Annotated in this window: 20 protein-coding genes and 1 other annotated feature; of the genes, 12 read left to right on the top strand and 8 right to left on the bottom strand. The window is 47.3% G+C overall.

Going from position 1 to position 22,431, the window contains the following annotated elements; translation table 11 throughout:
- The first annotated feature begins 97 nt into the window (after positions 1-97).
- Complete coding sequence (locus AC2204_RS20030) at positions 98-709, top strand: transglycosylase SLT domain-containing protein (protein WP_318927663.1); 612 nt, start codon at positions 98-100, stop codon at positions 707-709.
- A 100-nt stretch (positions 710-809) separates the two neighbouring features.
- Positions 810-1,328 (top strand): S-ribosylhomocysteine lyase, encoded by a 519-nt coding sequence (gene luxS / locus AC2204_RS20025; RefSeq protein WP_318927662.1) that lies wholly within the window; start codon positions 810-812, stop codon positions 1,326-1,328.
- Between the two features lie 107 nt (positions 1,329-1,435).
- Here the strand turns inward: luxS and AC2204_RS20020 are convergent, their stop codons facing one another.
- Both AC2204_RS20020 and AC2204_RS20015 read right to left on the bottom strand, forming a co-directional pair.
- Entirely contained in the window at positions 1,436-2,713 is a 1,278-nt protein-coding gene (locus tag AC2204_RS20020) for an HlyC/CorC family transporter (protein WP_318927661.1), read from the bottom strand.
- 89 nt (positions 2,714-2,802) lie between these two features.
- Positions 2,803-3,600 (bottom strand): cytochrome C assembly family protein, encoded by a 798-nt coding sequence (locus AC2204_RS20015; RefSeq protein WP_318927660.1) that lies wholly within the window; start codon positions 3,598-3,600, stop codon positions 2,803-2,805.
- A 173-nt stretch (positions 3,601-3,773) separates the two neighbouring features.
- Between AC2204_RS20015 and ffh the strand changes: the two genes are divergently transcribed.
- From ffh to rplS, 5 genes are all read left to right on the top strand, one after another.
- Positions 3,774-5,141, top strand: a complete 1,368-nt coding sequence (gene ffh, locus AC2204_RS20010) for a signal recognition particle protein (protein ID WP_318927659.1) — start codon at positions 3,774-3,776, stop codon at positions 5,139-5,141.
- 181 nt (positions 5,142-5,322) lie between these two features.
- Positions 5,323-5,571: a 30S ribosomal protein S16 gene (rpsP, locus tag AC2204_RS20005; RefSeq protein WP_318927658.1), complete on the top strand. Its 249-nt coding sequence runs from the start codon at positions 5,323-5,325 to the stop codon at positions 5,569-5,571.
- Between the two features lie 29 nt (positions 5,572-5,600).
- Positions 5,601-6,134: a ribosome maturation factor RimM gene (gene rimM, locus AC2204_RS20000; protein ID WP_318927657.1), complete on the top strand. Its 534-nt coding sequence runs from the start codon at positions 5,601-5,603 to the stop codon at positions 6,132-6,134.
- Between the two features lie 26 nt (positions 6,135-6,160).
- Positions 6,161-6,907, top strand: coding sequence for a tRNA (guanosine(37)-N1)-methyltransferase TrmD (gene trmD, locus AC2204_RS19995; protein WP_318927656.1), 747 nt, complete (start codon positions 6,161-6,163; stop codon positions 6,905-6,907).
- Between the two features lie 34 nt (positions 6,908-6,941).
- Entirely contained in the window at positions 6,942-7,295 is a 354-nt protein-coding gene (rplS, locus tag AC2204_RS19990; protein WP_107285392.1) for a 50S ribosomal protein L19, read from the top strand.
- 282 nt (positions 7,296-7,577) lie between these two features.
- Here the strand turns inward: rplS and AC2204_RS19985 are convergent, their stop codons facing one another.
- The 3 genes from AC2204_RS19985 to AC2204_RS19975 all read right to left on the bottom strand — a co-directional run bounded on the left by AC2204_RS19985 (position 7,578) and on the right by AC2204_RS19975 (position 11,764).
- Positions 7,578-9,062, bottom strand: coding sequence for a carbon starvation CstA family protein (locus AC2204_RS19985; protein WP_318927671.1), 1,485 nt, complete (start codon positions 9,060-9,062; stop codon positions 7,578-7,580).
- 232 nt (positions 9,063-9,294) lie between these two features.
- Positions 9,295-10,008, bottom strand: a complete 714-nt coding sequence (btsR, locus tag AC2204_RS19980; protein WP_318927655.1) for a two-component system response regulator BtsR — start codon at positions 10,006-10,008, stop codon at positions 9,295-9,297.
- Positions 10,009-10,033: 25 nt separating this feature from the next.
- Positions 10,034-11,764 carry a sensor histidine kinase gene (locus AC2204_RS19975; RefSeq protein WP_318927654.1) on the bottom strand — a complete coding sequence of 577 codons (1,731 nt, stop codon included), beginning with the start codon at positions 11,762-11,764 and terminating at the stop codon, positions 10,034-10,036.
- Positions 11,765-12,014: 250 nt separating this feature from the next.
- Here AC2204_RS19975 and AC2204_RS19970 point away from each other — a divergent pair, with 250 nt between their 5' ends.
- Together AC2204_RS19970 and tyrA are read left to right on the top strand one after the other, a co-directional pair.
- A complete protein-coding gene (locus AC2204_RS19970; protein ID WP_318927653.1) occupies positions 12,015-13,088 on the top strand; it encodes a 3-deoxy-7-phosphoheptulonate synthase in 1,074 nt (357 codons plus the stop codon).
- Positions 13,089-13,269: 181 nt separating this feature from the next.
- A complete protein-coding gene (gene tyrA / locus AC2204_RS19965) occupies positions 13,270-14,397 on the top strand; it encodes a bifunctional chorismate mutase/prephenate dehydrogenase (RefSeq protein ID WP_318927652.1) in 1,128 nt (375 codons plus the stop codon).
- A 95-nt stretch (positions 14,398-14,492) separates the two neighbouring features.
- Here the strand turns inward: tyrA and pheA are convergent, their stop codons facing one another.
- From pheA to bamD, 3 genes are all read right to left on the bottom strand, one after another.
- The gene (pheA, locus tag AC2204_RS19960) at positions 14,493-15,665 is read right to left on the bottom strand and encodes a prephenate dehydratase (RefSeq protein ID WP_318927651.1); all 1,173 of its coding nucleotides are present in this window, start codon (positions 15,663-15,665) and stop codon (positions 14,493-14,495) included.
- A 43-nt stretch (positions 15,666-15,708) separates the two neighbouring features.
- Positions 15,709-15,832, bottom strand: a sequence feature (Phe leader region).
- Positions 15,833-15,969: 137 nt separating this feature from the next.
- Entirely contained in the window at positions 15,970-16,326 is a 357-nt protein-coding gene (gene hpf / locus AC2204_RS19955; RefSeq protein WP_318927650.1) for a ribosome hibernation-promoting factor, HPF/YfiA family, read from the bottom strand.
- Positions 16,327-16,728: 402 nt separating this feature from the next.
- Positions 16,729-17,454 carry an outer membrane protein assembly factor BamD gene (bamD, locus tag AC2204_RS19950; RefSeq protein WP_318927649.1) on the bottom strand — a complete coding sequence of 242 codons (726 nt, stop codon included), beginning with the start codon at positions 17,452-17,454 and terminating at the stop codon, positions 16,729-16,731.
- A 138-nt stretch (positions 17,455-17,592) separates the two neighbouring features.
- On the opposite strand from bamD, the gene rluD reads away from it, so the two are divergent.
- The 3 genes from rluD (at position 17,593) to clpB (ending at position 22,019) form a co-directional block, all read left to right on the top strand.
- Complete coding sequence (gene rluD / locus AC2204_RS19945) at positions 17,593-18,567, top strand: 23S rRNA pseudouridine(1911/1915/1917) synthase RluD (RefSeq protein WP_318927648.1); 975 nt, start codon at positions 17,593-17,595, stop codon at positions 18,565-18,567.
- Position 18,568: 1 nt separating this feature from the next.
- Positions 18,569-19,294 carry a peptidoglycan editing factor PgeF gene (gene pgeF / locus AC2204_RS19940; protein WP_318927647.1) on the top strand — a complete coding sequence of 242 codons (726 nt, stop codon included), beginning with the start codon at positions 18,569-18,571 and terminating at the stop codon, positions 19,292-19,294.
- A 151-nt stretch (positions 19,295-19,445) separates the two neighbouring features.
- Positions 19,446-22,019 (top strand): ATP-dependent chaperone ClpB, encoded by a 2,574-nt coding sequence (gene clpB, locus AC2204_RS19935; protein WP_318927646.1) that lies wholly within the window; start codon positions 19,446-19,448, stop codon positions 22,017-22,019.
- Positions 22,020-22,431: the final 412 nt, after the last annotated feature.

Genomic DNA, 22,431 nt, shown 5'->3' with positions numbered 1-22,431 from the left:
AAGCGTTTTACCGGCCGTTTGAAGATAAATTAGATAGCTGATAAATAGTGGTTATTACATTGAAATCATTTTGGTACCTATTCCATTGAGTGAAAATATGTTTTTAGCTGCGCGCGTAGTGATGCTTTCCGGTTTGCTGTTGGTGCTAAGCGGTTGTGCGACCCCACCGCCGAAAGATCAGTCGAACGTTTGCAATATTTTTCGTGAAAACCCTGATTGGTACCAAGATGCCGTCGATATGCAGCAGGAGTGGGGCACGCCGATTAATATTGCGATGGCTTTTGTCAAACAAGAAAGTAGTTTTCGACATGATGCCCGTCCTCCCAAAGACTATCTACTCGGTTTTATTCCCTGGGGCCGGATCAGCAGCGCTTATGGTTATGCTCAGGCACAGGATCCGGCCTGGGAAGACTACCAAAAAGCGACCGGAAACGGTGGCTCCCGAACCGATTTTGGTGATTCGCTGATGTTTGTAGGGTGGTATACCCATGAAACTCAGCGTCAGCTAGGGGTATCTAAATGGGATGCCAATGGTCAGTATCTTGCTTACCACGAAGGACGAGGAGGCTATCAACGAGGCACCTATAAGAGTAAGCCGACGCTGATAAGAGTCTCTCGTAAGGTGGAGCAACAGGCAAAAAATTATGGTTGGCAATTGAAGCAATGCCGACAGGAGCTGGATGATAATCGTAGCTGGTGGCCATTTTAATACGCAGGCCGTCATTGCCGAAATGGACATTAGCGCCATACTTAAAAATAACGGGTATGGGTAACGTGAGAGAAACTCATGGGCAAAGGAGAAGGAAGTAATGCCGTTATTAGATAGTTTTACCGTCGATCACACACGGATGCATGCACCTGCGGTACGCGTGGCGAAAACGATGCAGACGCCGAAAGGCGATACCATCACCGTTTTTGATTTACGTTTCTGCCGCCCTAATAAAGATATTTTGACTGAGCGGGGGATTCACACGCTCGAACACCTGTATGCCGGCTTCATGCGTAACCACCTCAATTCCGACCAGGTAGAAATCATTGATATCTCCCCTATGGGGTGCCGCACCGGTTTCTATATGAGTCTGATCGGTACGCCCAGTGAACAGGATGTCGCGGCGAGCTGGCGGGCGGCAATGGAAGATATACTGAAGGTTGAATCGCAGGAGCAGATCCCGGAACTGAACGAGTATCAGTGTGGGACTTATGGTATGCACTCGCTGGATGAGGCGAAAGCGATTGCCAAAAACATTCTGGCACAGGGGATTGATGTCAATAAAAACGATGAATTGGCATTACCGGAGTCGATGCTACACGATCTTAGTGTTAAGTAATTCCCGTTGGTATAGCCGCTAAAGGGCGCAGAATAAGACAAGAAAGCCGGCATTGATTGCCGGCTTTCTGCTTATAGATATATTCATGCTGAAATCGGTTCAGCCACTCATCCTGTTTTCTTCAACTGGGTTGGAAGCACTTTGACCAGTTTGATCATATTTTCTGAGACTTCCATAATTTTCATTTGGCGACCGGAGAGTTTAATGCTGATCTGGCTATCAGGAATATCTTCTAAATGCTCCAAGATCAAACCATTGAGGGTACGCGGGCCATCAGTCGGAAGATCCCAGTTCAGGCTCTTATTCAGATCGCGGATATTGGCGCTACCTTCAATCAGCAAGCTGCCATCTGCCTGTGGGGTAATTTCGTCGGCCAGGGTCGGAGAAATCGAGGTCGTAAATTCGCCGACAATTTCTTCCAGAATATCTTCTAAGGTGATCAGCCCCTGGATGTCGCCGTACTCATCAACAATCAGACCAATACGTTCTTTATTTCGTTGGAATTTTAATAGCTGGATGTTCAGTGGCGTGCCTTCAGGAATGAAATAGACTTCATCCGCAGCCCGAAGCAGGTTGGCTTTACTGAATTCGTTTTTTTCCATCATCAGGCGATAGGCTTCACGAACACGCAGCATACCGACCACTTCATCGATAGTATCGCGATACAGTACAATGCGCCCATGGGAAGAATGGATCAGCTGTCGAGTGATGGATTTCCAGTCGTCATTAATATTGATGGCCGCAATCTCACTGCGCGGGATCATCAGATCTTCGACGGTGACGTTTTCCAAATCTAAAATAGACAGCAACATATCCTGGTGGCGGCGAGGGATAAGGCCACCCGCTTCGTCCACAACGGTACGTAACTCTTCAGAACTAAGCTTCGAATCATTCATATTGCCGACATTTAACCCCATTAACAGCATGAAGCTATTGGTAATGCCGTTGACGAACCACACTAACGGGTAAAGCAGTTTCATCAGAATATTGAGGATAATACTGCTGGCATAAGAGACACGCTCGGGGTAAATCGCGGCAAGCGTTTTCGGGGTCACTTCAGCAAAAACGAGTACCACCAGGGTTAAGGCACCAGTCGCAATGGCCACACCGAAATCACCATAAAGGCGCATACCAATAATCGTGGCAATAGCAGAAGCGAGAATGTTGACCAGGTTATTTCCGATCAAGATAAGGCCGATGAGACGGTCGGGGCGAGACAGCAATTTTTCTACCCGCTTGGCCCCGCGGTGGCCTTGATTTGCGAGGTGCCGCAGCTTATAGCGGTTGAGGGACATCATGCCGGTTTCAGAACCGGAGAAATATCCGGAAATGACGAGTAGTAATATCAGAAGGGAGAATAATACTCCCGTGGATATGTCGTCCAAAAATCTAGTTCCTTAACGTGTTTGTTAAAATATAGTTGTACTCATTTGAGTATAAGTGTCAATGAGAAGTTAGTTGCAACGAGGTGTTTTTATCCGCCGATAATGATCTCTTTAACAAAACGGCTGCCAAAGTAAGCAAGGGTGAGTAAAAAAGCCCCTACCATGCTGAACCAGACAACCCTGCGGCCGCGCCAGCCGCGATGGTAGTGGCCCCAAAGTAAAGTACTGTAGACTCCCCAGGCCAGCAGTGACAACACCGCTTTATGGGTTTTCCCCTGCGCCAGCATGTCCTGAATAAAGATCAAGCCAGTTATCAAGGTCACCGTTAGTAATGTATTGCCTACCAGAATGATCTTGAAAAGCTGTCTTTCGACCATCATTAAAGGAGGAATGTTCGGATTAATCTGCAGGCTTTTTTTTGTTTTTAATTTATGATCTAACCAAGCGAGTTGAATGGCATATAAGGTGGCGATCATTAAAGTCGAATATGAGAACAAGGCCAGAGAAATATGCAGCAAGACTTGCGGCTGGGCTTCTAAATGGGTAATAAAGGCACCAGGTAACAGCGTCGCTGCTGATAAGTTTATTGCGGCAAAGCTATATATAATCGGGAGAAGAAACCATACGCGCATACGTAACATCGCAAATGTCGTTAACGTTGAGATGATCAGGCTGATCAGCGACGCGACATTGAGTATGCTCAGGTTCTGGCCCGGGCCACCCAGCATTAAATCTTTTAACAGCAGAATATGTAACGCTATCGCCGCAAGGGCTGAAAAAAAGACCGGCTTGATTTTAATACCATTACTATTGGTTAAGCCTGGAACAACCAGACCTAAAGCGAGAAAATAAAAACAAGCAGCCATTAAGGCAATCAACATATCCATAGTAAACTGGTAACTAGTTAAGATGGTTAGAAGACGTAATTATACCCTGCTCAAACAAGAGTCGCTATCTATACATGAAAGCGGATGCAGGATTGCGGTATACTAGTCATATCACCCACATATAATCTATGTGAAGTCGTACTAATATTAGTTGCGTAACGAGCGAGTAGCACATGTTCGAAAATTTAACGGAGCGTTTATCGCGAACGCTTAAGAATGTCAGCGGCCGTGGTCGCCTAACGGACGACAACATCAAAGATACGCTGCGTGAAGTACGCATGGCGTTACTCGAAGCCGATGTTGCGCTTCCGGTTGTAAGAGAATTCGTCAAGCGCGTAAAAGAGCGCGCTGTCGGCACGGAAGTCTCCAAAAGTCTGACTCCGGGTCAGGAATTCATCAAAATCGTTCAGGCTGAGCTTGAAATGGTTATGGGGGAGTCCAATGAAGCGCTGAACCTCGCTTGTCAGCCGCCAGCCGTTATCTTGATGGCCGGTCTGCAAGGCGCGGGTAAAACCACTAGTGTCGGTAAGTTAGGTAAAGTACTTAAAGAGCGTGAGAAGAAAAAGGTTCTGGTTGTTTCTGCTGATGTCTACCGCCCGGCGGCGATTAAACAGCTAGAAACACTGGCAAGTGAAGTCGGTATCGATTTCTTCCCGTCTTCAGCCGATCAAAAGCCGGTTGATATCGTTACCGCGGCAGTGGGTCACGGTAAACTGAAGTTCTACGACGTTGTTATTGTCGATACTGCAGGTCGTCTGCATGTTGATGACGTCATGATGGACGAGATCAAAGACGTCCACGCGGCGGCAAATCCAGTTGAAACACTGTTTGTGGTTGATGCCATGACCGGTCAGGATGCAGCCAATACCGCGAAAGCCTTTAACGACGCGCTGCCACTAACCGGTGTGATCCTGACCAAGGTGGATGGTGATGCCCGTGGTGGTGCAGCATTATCTGTTCGCCATATTACCGGTAAGCCAATTAAATTTCTGGGTGTCGGTGAAAAAACGGATGCACTAGAACCGTTCCACCCGAACCGTGTTGCATCACGTATCTTGGGTATGGGTGACGTACTGTCACTTATCGAAGATCTAGAACGTAATGTAGATAAGAGTAAAGCTGAAGAGCTTGCTAAGAAGTTTAAAGAGAAGAAAGGGTTTGATCTTGAAGACTTCCGCGGCCAGCTTCAGCAGATGAAGAACATGGGCGGCATGATGGGCATGATGGATAAATTGCCCGGCATGTCTCAGCTACCTGAAAATGTAAAAGATCAGGTAGATGACCGGATGTTCCTGCAAATGGAAGCTATTATTAACTCCATGACCAAAGGCGAGCGTGCGCGTCCTGATATTATTAAGGGCTCACGTAAGAAGCGTATAGCGACGGGATCAGGCACCCAGGTGCAAGACGTTAACCGCCTGCTGAAACAATTTACCCAGATGCAAAAGATGATGAAGAAAATGCAAAAGGGTGGAATGAAGAACATGATGCGTAATATGAAGGGAATGATGCCGGGCGGTGGGATGTTCCCTGGGCGCTAAGTTGTTCATTTTTATCGGATTTGATCTTTTATTTTTATTTGGCTGGTGAAAAAGTAGCTAAAGCTGTTGCATTCGCCCGCCCAAAGAGTAAAATTCCGAGGCTTTATTTTTTGGCACGGGCCCCGTTTTTTTGAGACGGGGCCGATTTTATTTACAGTAATGCAAAACTAAAGAGGACGATATGGTTACCATTCGTTTGGCACGTCACGGCGCTAAGAAGCGTCCATTTTACCAAATCGTTGTTGCTGATTCTCGTTGCGCACGCGACGGTCGTAACATCGAAAAAATCGGTTTCTTCAACCCGCTAGCTAAGGGTCAGGAAGAGCGTCTGCGTCTAGACCTAGACCGTGTAAATCACTGGGTTGGTCAGGGCGCAACTGTGTCTGACCGCGCAGCTAAGCTAATCAAAGACGCTTCTAAAGCAGCTTAATTAGCTATATCAGGTAGAGATAGAGAACTATGAGCTCACAGAACCAAGACTTAGTTGTTGTCGGTAAACTGGGTGCCACCTACGGTATCAAGGGTTGGCTCAAGGTTTTTTCCTACACTGAACAGTCTGAAAGTATTTTCTCCTATCAACCTTGGCTTATTAAAGTAAAGGGTGAATGGAAGCCAATCCAGATTGAATCCTGGAAAAAGCACGGTCAGGGCATGGTGGCTAAGTTAGAGGGCCTGGACATCCGCGAGGATGCACAGCTGTTCACTAACGCTGAGGTCGCTGTACATGCTGATCAACTGCCAGCGTTGTCAGATGAAGAATTCTACTGGCGCGAATTGTTTGGTATGTCTGTTTTCACTACCGAAGGTTACGACCTGGGTAAAGTAACAGACGTCCTGGAAACAGGGTCAAACGATGTATTGGTAGTGAAAGCTAACCTGAAAGATGCTTTTGGACAAAAGGAACGATTAATTCCGTTCCTCGATGAGCAGGTCATCAAGTCGATTGATCGCACTGCTCAGCGGATCGAAGTTGACTGGGATCCTGGATTTTAACCTCTGGTAATATAGCGAGCGAACACATGTGGGTTGGTGTGATCAGCCTTTTTCCCGAAATGTTCGGTGCCATTACCAATTTTGGGGTAACAGGTCAGGCGGTAAAAAAAGGCCTTTTATCTGTCGAAACGTGGAATCCTCGTGATTTTACGCACGACAAACACCGTACGGTAGACGATCGTCCATACGGTGGCGGACCCGGTATGTTAATGATGGTGCAGCCCTTGCGCGATGCCATTCATACTGCCAAGCAGTCCGCTAAAGGTAAGGCTAAAGTGATTTATCTTTCACCTCAGGGCCGTAAGCTTGATCAAGCGGGCGTTGAGGAACTGGCACAAAATGAGAACCTGATTCTTATTTGTGGCCGTTATGAAGGGGTAGATGAGCGCATTATCCAGCAAGAGGTAGACGAAGAATGGTCTATTGGGGATTTTGTGCTGACTGGGGGCGAATTGCCAGCCATGACATTAGTTGATGCAGTCGTTCGGTTTGTACCGGGCGTACTGGGTGACTTCGCGTCGGCAGAAGAAGATTCTTTTGCAAATGGTTTGTTAGATTGTCCACATTACACGCGTCCGGATGTGTTAGACGGGCAGGAAGTACCTAAGGTACTGATGTCAGGTAACCATAAGGATATTAGTCGCTGGCGATTAAAACAATCGTTAGGCCGTACTTGGCTTAGAAGACCAGAGCTCCTGGAAAACCTAGCTCTGACTGACGATCAGGAATTCTTGCTCGCGGAATTTATTCGCGAATATAAAGCAAGCAATTAATTAATTTAGTATCAGTTTATTCTAGGGTATACCAATGAGTAACATCATCAAGCAGCTCGAAGACGAGCAACTTAAACAAGACCTACCAACTTTTGCACCTGGTGACACTGTTGTCGTTCAGGTTAAAGTAAAAGAAGGTGACCGTGAGCGTCTACAGGCGTTCGAAGGCGTGGTTATCGCTAAGCGTAACCGTGGTCTACATTCTGCATTCACTGTTCGTAAGATCTCGAACGGCGAAGGCGTTGAGCGTGCGTTCCAAACTCACTCTCCAATCGTTGAAAGCATTACTGTTAAGCGTCGTGGTCTAGTACGTCGTGCCAAACTGTACTACCTACGTGAGCGTTCTGGTAAAGCAGCACGTATCAAAGAGAAACTTGTTCGCAAGTAATCTTAAACGTATGACGTTTATTGAGAAAGCCCACCGAAAGGTGGGCTTTTTTTATGGTAATGAAAACGGTCTTGAACCCCGGAAAAATAAGGCCCTGAAATAGCGATAACATTCGACATCTTAAAGCCGCAAAATCAGAACCCCAGAACCCCAGAACCCCAGAACCCCAGAACCCCAGAACCCCAGTTCAAACGTCAGCGAAACAGGGCCGCCCTTGGCAATAAAAAACCAGCCCCGAAGGACTGGTTCAAACAAATCGACAACGGTTAGGAATAAGAGCGGTTATGCTGTTTCCAGCTTGCCTTTGGTTTCATCTTCATCGGTAATATCTATATCACCTTTGCCTTTCGATTTCTTAATCACCAGTGCCATGATAGCCAGGGCTGCAATAACGCCGGTAACGGTTGAAACCACCATCGGCAGGCCGAAACCCAGCTGGCTGTTGTTCAGTATAAAGGTGATACATACCGTGGTCATGAACAATGCCGGTACGGTAGCTACCCAGTGCAGCTTGTTGTGGCGCAGCAGGTAAGCAGAAGCCGTCCAAAGCATCATGACCGCCGTAGACTGGTTAGCAAAACCGAAATAGCGCCAGATAATGCCGAAATCAACCTGAGTCAGGATACCGCCGAGCACAAACAGGGGCAGTGCCATTAGCAGGCGGTTACGCAGCGATTTCTGTTCCATGTTGAAGTATTCAGCCAGGATAAGACGGCTTGAGCGGAACGCGGTGTCGCCCGAGGTGATAGGCAGGATAACCACACCAAGGAAAGCAATGACACCGCCAAAGACGCCGAGCAGACCGATAGATGAATTGTAAACCACGCTGCCCGGACCACCATTGGCAACGGCTTCAGACAGTGCTTCTACAGAGCCGAAGAAAGACAGGGCCAGAGCACACCAGATCAGCGCGATAACACCTTCACCAATCATTGCGCCGTAAAAAACAAAACGACCGTTCTTCTCATTTTGCATGCAACGTGCCATCAGTGGAGACTGAGTTGCGTGGAAACCCGAAATAGCACCGCAAGCGATAGTGATAAACAGGGCAGGCCATAGTGGCAGGTCATTCGGGTTCATGTTGGTGAACATCTGGCTCATCTCGTAGTCACCAAGCAGCGTGTGTTCGCTGGAGAAGGCGATAGCGGTGATCAGGCCAACAGACATGAAAATTAACAGGGCGCCGAACAATGGGTAGAAGCGGCCAATGATTTTATCAACCGGTACAATCGTTGCAATGATGTAGTAAGCAAAGATAATTACCACCATGGTTGTCATCGACAGACCCATACCGGTCTGTTCGTTAACCAGGTTCGTGATCATGCCCGCCGGTGCTGATACAAAGACCACACCGACCAATAGCAACAGTACGATAGCAAAAATATTCATAAAGTGTTTTGCACCGTTGCCCAGATAGCGACCGGTAATGGTAGGTACTGAAGCGCCACCGTTGCGTATTGATAGCATGCCCGAGAAGTAATCATGTACCGCGCCGGCAAAGATGCAACCTAAAACAATCCATAGCATTGCGGCCGGACCGTATAACGCACCCATGATTGGCCCGAAGATTGGCCCGACACCGGCAATATTGAGCAGCTGTACCAGATAAACTTTTTTATTTGACATTGGCACGTAGTCAACGCCGTCTTGCTTGCTGTAAGCCGGTGTCTGGCGTTTTTCATTTATACCAAATACTTTTTCAATAAAAGCACCGTAGATAAAGTAACCACCTACCAGTGCAGCGACGCAGAGTAAGAACCAAGTCATAATATTATCTCGCTGTGATGTTTTGGATTTGTTTACAGCTGCCATATTAAAGCGCCCGGGCACAGATGCACGGGGTAAAATAGTGAGCGGTTATATGACGGGGTGAGTGGTCGGTAGCGCTATTAAGCGGTTTTGCTCAGTCAGCTAACATTCAGATTTCTTACCAGTGAAATAGAACAAGGAAAAACAAAAAAACACTTATAATCAACCATTTAATATTTTTGTAGGCTGGTTAGCTTAATCCATAACGATCTTTGAGTTCTTTTAGGTAGCGGCGACTGACAGGAACCTGATGGCCATGCAAGGTGGTAATTTCTGCCAGTCCATTTTCCAGCAATTTAATCTCTCGGATCGCCTGCGGGTGGATCAGGTACTGGCGATGGCAACGGATCAACGGGGTTTTTTCTTCTAATACCTTCAAGGTCAGTTGGGTTGTTGCCGTGGTTTCAGTACTGACAATATGGACTCCAGACAGATCTGAAAAAGCAAGTTCAATTTCAGCAGGGCGGAGCAGCAAAATACGGTTATGGCCCGTGCAGGGGATCAGCTCCAGCATTTCCGTCACCAAAGGTGAGTAATCTTTGGTTTCACATTCTCGCTTTAACCGATGAATGGTTTTGCTTAAACGGGCCACTTCAATCGGCTTGAGCAGATAATCGAAGGCATTGTCTTCGAAGGCTTTGAGGGCATATTCATCGTAGGCGGTGACAAAAACTACCTTCGGCATGGTTTCTGGATCGAGCATGCTGAGCATTTCAATTCCGGTAATTTGCGGCATTTGAATATCGAGAAAAATCACATCGGGTTTCAGTGCATTGATTTTTTTAAGCCCTTCAATGGCGTTGTTGCAATGGCCGATAACCTCAATGTCGCCAGTATCATGCAGCAAATCGATTAACTCTTCTCGCGCATACCGTTCATCATCAATGACTAATGCCTTAATCATGCTATTTTTCCCATTGTTATGTCGATTATCCATTATCTATTGGTCCGGTGCTGCTTGCTGTGGGTCTCGTCTCTTCTGCTGGCAGTGCTTTATCTGCCGGCAGCGTAATGATAGCCTGAGTCCACGCATTCTTCTGGCAGTTCATGGTCAGGCCGTATTGCTCACCAAACATATTTTTCAGACGCTTATCGACAATTTTCATTCCCAGCCCGATTTCTTCGCTGCCTGAACGGTAGTTACCGGCATTGTCTTCCACGGTTAAAATGATCTGTCCGTTCTGTAAATAGCCCCGAATAATAATTTTACCATTTTCCAGCAGTGACGAGGTGCCGTGTTTAATGGCATTTTCAACCAGAGGCTGAAGCGTAAAGGTCGGTACCTGGATTGCTAATAATCCTGGCTCAACATCGATTTGAACATCAAGGCGGTCAGAAAAACGTGCCAGTTCAATTTCTAAATAGGAGTGAACATGGTGCAGCTCTTCTTCTATGGTAACGGTTTCGATGTTCTGTTTTAAATTACGCCGGAAAAACTGAGACAGGTGCTGGATCAGTTCTCGGGCTTTATCCGGATCCCGGCGTATTACGGCGTTAATGGTATTGAGCGCATTGAACAAGAAGTGCGGGTTCACCTGCGCTTGCAGCAGGCGTAATTCTGCTTGCGTCAGCAGGGTTTGCTGTTGAATATAACGCCCCGTTAGTATTTGATTAGAAAGTAGTTTTGCAATCCCTTCACCGAGTGTCATATTGACGGTCGAAAATAGTTTACGCTTAGGCTCATAGAGTTTAATCGTGCCCAGCACATCGTTGTTGCCACCCATTAAGGGGATCACCAAAGCTGAGCCCAAAGAACATTTATCATGCAGGGAACAGCTGTAAGGCATCTCATAACCGTCAGCATAGACCAGTTCACCGTTATCAATGGCGCGGCGGGTGTAACCTGAAGAGATTGGGGTGCCTGGCAGGTGGTGATCATCACCGATACCAATAAAGGCGAGAATCTTATCCCGATCTGTGATGGCGACAGCGCCGACGCCGGTTTCTTCATAGACAATTCGGGCGATCTGCTTGGTGTTTTCCTGGTTGAACCCCTGGCTGAGAATACCTACCGAACGCTGGGCAATTTTTAAGGCCAGGCTGGAAAAGGCCGCAGAGTATTTTTCGTAGATAGTTTTACGATCTCGAATGATACTCATAAAGAGCGCAGCCCCGACCGAGTTGGCAATAACCATTGGCAAGGCGATGGCACTGACCAGATGCAGCGCCTGCTCATAGGGTTCGGCCACCATCAGAATAATAAACATCTGAATAATTTCAGCGACTAAAGTAATAGTGAACACCACAAACGGTTTATACAGCTGATCAACCTGACCGCGCCGGACATAGTAGCTGTGTAATAAACCGCCCAGTACCCCTTCGGTGGTTGTTGAAATGGCACAGGCAACGTCGGTAAACCCGCCCATGCTGTAGCGGTGTAGCCCGCCGGTCAGGCCAACCGCAAAGCCAACGAACGGTCCGCCCAGCAAGCCTCCCATGACGGCGCCAATGGCTCGGGTATTGGCAATGGCATCCTCAATGTTCAGGCCAAAGTAAGTGCCTAAAATACAGAAAAGGGAAAACAGCACATAGCAGGAAAATCGCTGCGATAAGCGACCAGAAACTGTAGTAATTGGCATAAACAACGGGGTTTTACTTAGTAAGTAAGCTATGACCAAGTAGACGCTGAGTTGCTGTAATAGGGAAAAAATCAGTTCCATGATGAATCTGTGAGATAGATGAGCTCTGTCACTAGGATATCTGGGTTTGTGTTGATAACCCAAGCGGAATTTGATGTAAACATAAATTTACATGTGGTGTTTTTTCTTTACACCTACTTGCAAGGAGTAGAAATTCCTTGTTATGGTTGAGCCAGAATAACAGGGCAAACCTGTTTTACTTTTCAAATATACGGTAGTCAGGTCGGCCGCAACCACCTGCTAGCAGAATTACGATTACAGGGAAGCCGACATGCAAAAAGACCAGTTGAATAACATCCATATTCAAGATGAGCGCGTATTGATCACCCCGCAGCAGTTGAAAAATAAACTGCCAGTGAGTGACGAGGCATTGGGCTTTATCCGCCAGTCACGCCAGACCATTGCCGACATCACGCACAAACGTGATCACCGTGTGCTGGTGGTTTGCGGTCCATGTTCAATTCATGATATTGAAGCGGCAAAAAGTTATGCCATGAAGTTAAAGCAGCTGTCCGAAGAGCTGAAAGATCAACTGTATATTGTGATGCGAGTCTATTTTGAAAAACCGCGTACTACGGTGGGCTGGAAAGGACTGATCAATGACCCGCACCTTGATGGATCTTTTGAAATTGAGGAAGGCTTGCATATTGCGCGTCAACTGCTGATCGATCTCGTTGAAATGGGCATTCCTCTGGCAACCGAAGCGCTCGATCCAATCAGTCCGCAATACCTTGGTGATTTGTTCAGCTGGGCGGCAATCGGTGCCCGAACCACGGAATCACAAACCCACCGTGAAATGGCAAGTGGCCTGTCGATGCCAGTGGGCTTTAAAAATGGTACAGACGGTAGCCTGGCTACGGCGATTAATGCAATGCAAGCTGCCGCATCTGGACACCGGTTTATGGGGATCAACCGTGAAGGTCAGGTGGCATTACTCAATACCCAGGGTAATCCAGACGGTCATGTCATTTTGCGAGGGGGTAAACAGACCAACTACGATTCAGTCTCAGTGACGGAGTGTGAAAACGAGATGATTGCTTCAGGTCTTTCACCGTCCTTAATGATAGACTGTAGTCATGCAAACTCAAGAAAAGACTACCGTCGTCAGCCACTTGTGGCAGAAGATGTGATTCATCAAATCCGTGAAGGCAATAAGTCGATTATTGGTCTGATGATTGAGAGTCACTTAAACGAAGGCAGCCAGAGTGCTGATTTACCTCGCGAAGAAATGGCTTACGGGGTATCGATCACCGATGCATGTATCAGTTGGGAAGCGACAGAAACCTTACTTCGCCATGCTCACCAGGAGTTAGTTCCATTCTTGCAGGAACGTTGTGAAGGTTAACTGATCCTTTCACTGCTACTTCGTTCATTATCGTCATCGAAAGTACTCTTATAGAGTGATGCTCTGTTGGATCAAAACAGGCGCGCTGTCGACAGACGCTTGAATGACATAGCGACGAGCTGGCGGTGACAAGTATGGGTATGCCAATCGGTATTAAATAAAGGTGGAATAAGTAGAGATCATGGTTGCTGAACTGAGCAAATTAAGAGATCAAATCGATGATGTTGATCAGCAGATGGTTGAGCTTCTAGCTCGTCGTCTGGCATTGGTAGAAGAAGTCGGTCATGTAAAAAGCAAGCATGGTTTGCCTATTTATGCGCCTGACCGTGAAGCGGCGATGCTGGCTTCTCGCCGCCAGGAAGCTGAGCATAAAGGGGTTCCCCCCGATCTGATTGAAGATATTCTGCGCCGTACCATGCGAGAGTCTTATTCAAGTGAGAATGACTCCGGCTTTAAATGCCTGAAGCCAGAACTTCGCCCAATTGTTGTTGTGGGTGGGTATGGTCAGCTCGGCGGGCTATTTTGCCGTTTATTTGAATTATCTGGTTATCAGGTTCGCAAATTAGGGAGTCAGGATTGGGATCGTGCCGATGACATCCTGGCAGATGCCGGGATGGTCGTTGTGTCGGTGCCGATCAACCTCACGGAACAAATTATTGCCAAGTTAGATCATCTTCCTGATGACTGTATTCTTGCCGATCTGACTTCCATTAAGAGCGGGCCGCTGCAAGCCATGCTGGAAGTGCATCGCGGACCGGTGATTGGTCTGCATCCGATGTTTGGTCCGGATATTGCCAGCCTGGCTAAACAGGTGGTTGTCTATTGCGATGGCCGTCACCCCGAAAGCTACCAGTGGCTACTGGAGCAGATTCAGATTTGGGGGGCGACATTAAATCGTATCAGTGCGATTGAGCATGATCAGGGTATGACTTTAATTCAGGCTCTGCGCCACTTCACTTCATTTGTCTATGGCGTGCATCTGGCCGAAGAAGATCCGCAACTTGAACAGCTGTTATCGCTGAGTTCGCCAATCTATCGTCTGGAGTTGGCGATGGTCGGGCGTTTGTTTGCCCAGGATGCCCAGTTATATGCCGATATTATTATGTCTGCGCCGCAAAACCTGGCAATGATTAAGCGTTTCCACCAACGTTTTGGTGAGGCGATTGAAATGCTGGAGCGCCAGGATAAAGAAGCGTTTACCCAGGCATTTAACCAGGTTGAACATTGGTTCGGGGATTATGCGCAGCATTTTTTGACTGAAAGCCAGGGGCTGCTCAGACAGGCGAACGATTCAACACATAGAAAATAAATGATTTTGCCTCGGGATCGCGGCTTACGCTTTGTTCAGCAAAAAGCGAGAGTGTTTGAGACTCTCGCTTTTTGTTGGTAGCAACTCGCGGCTTATTACTCGATGGCGACTTCAGTCGGTTTGACATTTTCACTAGGGTAGCACCCTAGTGCTTTGATGAAGCGGGTTAAGCGGGTCAGCTCTTCCAGCGCCTGCTGCATGACCTCAGATTTCAGGTTCACTTCGACATCGAGGTAGAACATTTCTTCCCAAGGATTGCCAATCACCGGACGTGATTCCAGCTTCGTCATATTGATGTTGAGGTTGCGTAGCACTAATAAACATTCCACCAACGAACCGGCTTTCTGCGCGGTTGACATAATCAGCGTCGTTTTAGCTGGGATCAGAGGAGTGACTTCGACAGGTTTACGTGCAACGACGATAAAGCGGGTAAAGTTCTCATGCTGATTGGCAATATTGGTCTTCAGTGGTGTTAAGCCATAAAGTTCACCACTGGATGCATTACCTATCGCAGCAACATTCGATAGCTTTAATTCTGCGACTTTTTTCATCGCCTCAGCCGTGCTTGAGCAGTACTCTTGGGTAATATTGCCCATTGAGTGCAGGTATTCGCTGCATTGCTGGTGAGGTTGCGGATGAGAGTAGAGGGTGTCGATCTTTGCAATATCGGTGTCAACCGCTGTTAGCAGGCAGTGTTCAATGGGCTGGGTGATTTCCCCCACAATCGATAGGCTGGTGTGCTGCAGCAGATCGTAAACTTCATTGATTGAGCCTGAACTCGTGTTCTCAATCGGTAGTACACCGTAATCGGCATTGCCGGTTTCGACCACATTGATGACATCGCGAAATGTCGAGCAGCTGATTTCCCTCAGTTGAGTTTGTTTGCGGCTAAAGTAATTGCGGCTGGCCAGATGAGAATAGGAGCCCTTGGCGCCGAGGAAAGAGACCCGGGCGACGGGCTGCTGACTGTCAGGATTAGTGAGCTTTTGCAGATAGGCCTGTTGAAACAGGACGGAGTCTTCAATAATGGTGTGGAAGATTTGGGTAATATACTGTGAGTCCAGTTGTTCGGCATTGCCGGCTTCGATCAGGCGAAGTAGCAGCTCTTGCTCCCGGGCCTGATCGCGTACAGGCTTTGCCGTTTCTATTTTACTTTTTGCGACTTCCAAACTCAGCTGACGGCGTTCGGCCAACAGCTTGATAATCTCATTATCAATGCGACTGACATTCTTACGAATATCATCAAGTGAATAGTGTTGCTCTGTCATTGTAAGTCCCTGTCTGATCTCATCTTGTTTTACCGATGGCGAATACAAAAAAGCCCCCCTTTGTGGGAGGCCGTCTATTCGTCTTTAGCTTGTTTCTAGCGCAACGAAAAGCCTCCCGTTAAGGTGACATAAAAAAAAAGCTAAAGAAAAACAGCTGAGTGACTGTCATGGTAGTGATTGCTTAGTTATGTGGTGAATATGACTCAACACTATTCAGCCAGCTTAGGCTTGTCAAGATTAATTAACGTTAGAACGTAAACAGCCCCGCGACAGGCGGGGCTGTTTGTTATTCCTCTCTTAGACGTTATACGTCTGCTTCTTCTTCTGCCACCACTTCTTCAGCAACTTCAGGCTTTTCACTGTGGCTGGCGCGGCGAGCTGCTGGCTTTTGCGTTTGTTTCTTTAGCTGACGTTCTAGTTTTTGATGGAGCTCGGTAATTGCTCCATACATATCATCGTGTTCCGCTGAGGCAACAATTTTTCCTCCTGGAATGGCGGCGGATGCTTCGATTTTAAATTTTCTGCTTGGCTCTTTACTAATCACGGCATGTCTGCTGATTAGTGGTACCTGAAACTTTTCTAATTTTTTAAACTTAAATTCAATACGCTCACGGATAGCAGGGGTGATATCGATGTTTTTACCGGTGATTTCTACTGTCATAATTATCTTTCCTCTTTTGCTACCCTTTGTTGGGTTAACTTCAGGTTACTAAAATACGGAGGTTATAATGTGATCTGGTTCACGCTTTGGCTTTTAAACGAATAACTCGAAACATTCTGTGACCGGGCGTCATTTGTGATAAAAAAGTTTAGATAAAGTGCTTGTCGAACACTTGAAGATTAAGGCAGTATGAAGAAATGAACGACACTGGCGGCTTGTGCTGGCCAGGGCGTTTTTTCGAGCAATAGCCATTGTTTGGGTGAAATTCAACCAAGTCATCGAGACCCCTCCTCAGGCGGAAACGGCTGGTTGCAGTGGTATTTTCAGTACACAGAATATAAAAACGGCAGCCATCAGGCTGCCGTTTGCTTATTAGAACGTATGCTTGGTGCTTTTAACCGATCAGTTCGGATTTAAGGCGATCAGTTTTTTTGTGTTCTCGATAGGCTCTTGTAAACCGAGCTCTTCATATGCGGTCAGCATTAATTTCAGTGACTGACGAGCAGCCTTGGTATCCGGGTATAGACGCTGAATTTGCTGACACCGATTAATGGCCGCAATCCAGGCTTCGCGGCGAATATAAAAGTCGGCTGAAGCAAGTTCATAGTCAGCCAGACGGTTCTTAAGATAAATCATCCGAGCTTTGGAGTCCGCGGCATACGGGCTGTCCGGATAACGATCTAACAAGCGTTTAAAATCACGGAATGCCTTGCGTGCAGGTTCAGGATCTCGATCATGGCGATCAATGCTGAATATGTCATGCATGAAGCTGCGATCCTGAGCCATGTTGGTCAGGCCACGCATATAAAGTACCCAGTCAGCTTTTTCGTGCGCTGGATTTAAACGGTTAAAACGATCTATGGTTGCTTGGCCTAAGGCTAAATCGTCATTTTTGTAGTAAGCATAAATGAGATCCAGTTGTACCTGTTCAGAGTACGCACCGAAAGGGTAGCGAGAATCAAGTGTTTCTAAACGTTCGATGGCAGTCGTCCAGCTGCCACTCTGCAAAGCTTGCTGAGCCGTTGTATACAGTTCTGATGGCGGTACATCAGGCACAATTTCTTCAGTGCTGGAACAGCCTGAAAGAAGGGCAACGGCAAGCAGAGTCGTAATTGTCAGGCGTTTCATTGCGGCGTCAGATTCCTTGATAAAAAATTTATTCGTATGATCCATTACGGTCTGAGTCGTTAACAGATACAATGACACTATTAGGTTATTTTACGCAGCGTATGGCTATTAGTCTCACGCTTTTTGAAAAAGTTCGTTATGGCACAGAAAATAGAGTTAACAAACACAGTAAATGAGAGCCAATTAGGTCTGCGCCTTGATCAGACTATTGCTGAATTATATCCGGATTATTCGCGTTCGCGCATTAAAGAGTGGATTTTAAATGGCATGGTTTCAGTCAATGGCGAAATCGTCAAGAAGCCTCGCGCAAAAATGATGGGTGGCGAAGCACTGGTAGTCAACGCTGATATCGAAGATGAAGAGCGCTGGGTCGCACAAGATATCCCATTGGACATAGTCTATGAAGATGATGATATTCTGGTGATCAACAAGCCGCGTGATTTAGTTGTCCACCCTGGTGCGGGTACTCCTGATGGTACCGTGCTAAATGGATTGCTTTTCCATTGTCCGTCACTGGCTGAAGTGCCTCGTGCCGGTATTGTTCACCGTCTCGATAAAGACACGACGGGCCTGATGGTCGTTGCCAAGACGATTCAGTCACAGACGCGTCTGGTTCGTGCATTGCAAAAACGCAAGATTACCCGTGAGTATGAAGCTATTGCGATTGGTAAAATGGTGGGCGGCGGCACGGTAGAGAAACCAATTGGTCGCCATTCAACCAAGCGTACTTGTATGGCGGTACATGAATTGGGTAAGCCTGCAATCACCCATTATCGTGTTGCTGAGCATTTCCGTGAGCATACCCGTCTCGTGATCCGTCTCGAAACTGGTCGTACTCACCAGATCCGTGTCCATATGGCATATCTTTCTCACCCATTGGTTGGTGATCTGCAATATGGTGGTCGTCCGCGTCCGCCACGTAATGCTTCGCCGGAACTGATCCAGGCACTGCGTGCTTTTGATCGTCAGGCGCTGCATGCACGTATGCTACGTCTTGCGCACCCGATAACAGGGGAAATCATGGAATGGCATGCGCCGTTACCGAGCGATTTCGTCGGAATGGCTGAGATCCTGCGTAAAGATAAGCAAGCACATCAGGACGACGAGTACTAAGATGTGGATTATTCCTGACTGGCCTGCGCCCAAAAATGTAAAAGCAGTCAGTACCATTCGCAAGGGTGGCTGTAGTGCTGCACCTTATGATGGGTTTAATCTGGGGCTTCATGTCGGGGATAACGCAGAACACGTTCAGCGCAATCGTGATTTCTTGCAGCAAAAGCTGGAGTTATCATTAGCTCCGGCCTGGTTGAATCAGATCCACAGTAATCGGGTCATCGATCTGGAAAAACCACTGAGCGCGGTAACTGATGCCGATGGCAGCTATACTCAGCGTTCCGGTCTGGCTTGTGCAATTATGACCGCGGATTGTCTACCCGTGCTGCTGTGCGATCGTGCAGGAACCCAAGTGGCTGCGGTACATGCGGGCTGGCGTGGTTTAGCTGGCGGAATTATTGACGCGGCACTGGCAAAATTCTCAGCACCCTCTTCTGAAATCATGGCCTGGTTAGGGCCGGCGATTGGTCCTACCGCGTTTGAAGTCGGGGGCGAAGTGCGGGAACAATTTATGGCACAGGATCCAAATGCCGAACAGGCCTTTGTGGCTTACGGTGACAAGTGGCTGGCAAATCTTTATCTGTTAGCAACCCAGCGTTTGCAGTCATACGGTGTCACTCAGGTGTATGGCGGTGAGCATTGCACCTTTAATGAGCCTCAACGGTTTTATTCATACCGACGTGATCCCGTTACCGGGCGTCAGGCCTCTTTGATTTGGCTCGACTGAGCCTATTTCGACTTCCTCAAAAAGCGACGTGAAAACGTCGACTTTTTATCCAATATATCCTCTCTTATCTTAGTCGCAACGCTTGAAAAATTCTCTGCTAGTATCCATATAACTGATAGTAGAAAAATTATTATGGATACTGGGAGGACTTATGCGTCTTGACCGATTTACCAGCAAATTTCAAATGGCGATTTCTGATGCACAATCGCTGGCTTTAGGGCGAGACCATCAGTATATCGAACCCGCCCACTTGATGGTGGCGTTACTGAATCAGGATGGCAGCACAATTCGCCCGTTGCTGACCATGCTGAATGTCGATATCTCCCAATTACGCTCCAGCCTGGCAGAGCTGCTTGACCGTTTACCGAAAGTAACCGGTATTGGCGGCGACGTTCAGTTGTCACATAGCATGGGCCTTTTACTCAACATGTGCGACAAGCTGGCACAGAAACGCAAAGATAAATTTATCTCTTCGGAATTGTTTATTCTGGCGGCCGTCGATGACAACGGGCCGCTTGGAAAGCTGTTGAAAGATTCAGGGCTGACAGCTGCAAATATTGAACAGGCAATAGATCAGGTACGTGGCGGACAAAAAGTGGATGATCAAAATGCGGAAGAAAATCGCCAGGCCTTAGAAAAGTTCACCATTGATCTGACCGAGCGTGCAGAGCAGGGAAAACTGGATCCTGTTATTGGTCGGGATGATGAGATCCGCCGTACTATTCAGGTTCTTCAGCGCCGAACTAAAAATAACCCGGTCATTATTGGCGAACCAGGGGTGGGTAAAACTGCCATCGTTGAAGGGCTGGCTCAGCGTATTGTGAACGGCGAAGTACCTGAAGGGCTACGTAATAAGCGTGTGCTTTCTCTTGATATGGGTGCACTGATTGCCGGTGCCAAATTCCGAGGTGAATTTGAAGAGCGTTTGAAGTCGGTGTTAAACGAGCTTTCTCAAGAAGAAGGCAGCGTGATTTTATTCATTGATGAGTTGCATACCATGGTTGGCGCGGGTAAAGGCGAAGGATCAATGGATGCGGGCAACATGCTCAAGCCTGCGTTGGCCCGAGGCGAATTGCACTGCGTGGGGGCGACTACCCTTGATGAATATCGCAAGTATATCGAGAAAGATGCAGCGCTGGAGCGTCGTTTCCAGAAAGTACTGGTGGATGAGCCGACGGTTGAAGATACCATTGCCATATTACGTGGCTTGAAAGAGCGTTACGAGTTGCACCACCATGTAGAAATTACTGATCCGGCAATTGTCGCTGCAGCCAGGTTGTCTCACCGCTATGTCTCAGATCGCCAGCTGCCAGATAAAGCGATCGACTTAATCGATGAGGCTGCATCAAGCATCCGTATGCAGATTGATTCTAAGCCGGAGTCCCTGGATCGATTGGAACGCCGTATCATCCAGCTCAAGATTGAACAGCAGGCGTTGGTAAAAGAAAGCGATGAAGCCAGTCAGAAGCGTCTGAGTGATCTGTGTAAAGAACTCGACAGCAAAGAGCGTGACTACGCCGAACTGGAAGAAGTTTGGAATGCTGAAAAAGCGGCCCTGTCCGGTACGCAATACATTAAGTCCGAGCTGGAACAAGCCCGGACCGATATGGAAATTGCCCGCCGTGCTGGTGATCTGAATCGTATGTCGGAGCTGCAATACGGTAAAATCCCCGCGCTGGAAAAACAGCTGGATCTGGCGGCTCAAGCTGAAATGCAGGAAATGAGCCTGCTAAAAAATAAAGTCACAGAAGCTGAAATTGCAGAAGTGCTTTCTCGCCAGACCGGTATTCCTGTGGCAAAAATGCTTGAAGGTGAGCGTGATAAGTTACTGCGTATGGAAGAGGAGCTTCATAAGCGGGTCATTGGGCAGAATGAAGCGGTGGAGGCGGTATCAAATGCCATCCGCCGTAGCCGTGCTGGTTTATCTGATCCAAACCGCCCAATAGGCTCCTTCATCTTTTTGGGCCCTACCGGGGTTGGTAAAACAGAATTGTGTAAATCACTGGCTAACTTCATGTTTGACAGTGAAGACAATATGGTTCGTCTAGATATGTCGGAGTTCATGGAGAAACACTCGGTGGCTCGTCTGGTCGGTGCACCTCCCGGCTATGTTGGCTATGAAGAAGGGGGGTATTTAACAGAAGCCGTTCGTCGTCGCCCATACTCAGTCATTTTATTAGATGAAGTGGAAAAAGCGCACCCTGATGTGTTCAACATTCTATTACAGGTGCTTGATGATGGTCGTCTGACTGATGGTCAGGGCCGTACCGTTGATTTTCGTAATAGCGTCATCATCATGACGTCCAACTTAGGTTCTGATCGTATTCAGGAACACTTTGGTGAGCTTGATTACGAAGGTATTAAGAATCTTGTCATGGAAGTGGTCGGTCAGCATTTCCGTCCGGAGTTTATTAACCGTGTTGATGAAACCGTTGTCTTCCATCCATTAGGTCAGGAAAACCTCAAGCATATAGCAGGTATTCAGGTTGCACGTTTGGTAAAACGTCTGGAAGAAAAAGACTATGTACTTAACTTGCAAGAAAGTGCATTAGAGCTTATTGCTGAAGCGGGTTTCGATCCTGTCTTTGGTGCGCGTCCGCTGAAACGCGCCATTCAGCAGTATATTGAGAACCCACTGGCGCAGGATATTCTGGCTGGTAAATTTGTGACCGGGAAAATCATCAATATCACGGCTGAAGATGGACATATCGTTGCGAAGCAATAACAGCGGTTAACTCTGTTTGCGTATCTACTATTTAAACACCTGCTTCTATCTGAAGTGGGTGTTTTTGTCTCTGACAAAGGAGCCAACAAACTGACAAAAGCAATTTTAAAGATGCTTTTTAACCAAATAACCTGTGGTTGTTTATATTTTGATCGATTGGTTGTTTTTGATGAGATTTTTTCAAAAAAGCTATTGCCAATACGATCAATGTCTCTATAATGCCGCCTCACTGACACGGAGAACGGCGCTTAGCCAGCAACCTAGTCAGTATGTTCTTTAACAATTTGACCATGCAATCTGTGTGGGCACTCGTGAAAAAGTTAAGTCGAAAGATTTATCAATGAACTGAGTGACCGAACAGTATGATTCCTGCAGAGGAGTGATATTGGCACAGTCAATTTATGCTTCAACT

It is taken from the genome of Photobacterium sp. (genome assembly GCF_057456235.1).
Note: the sequence above shows the minus strand (reverse complement) of the source record. Positions and strands in the feature narration are given on the sequence as shown.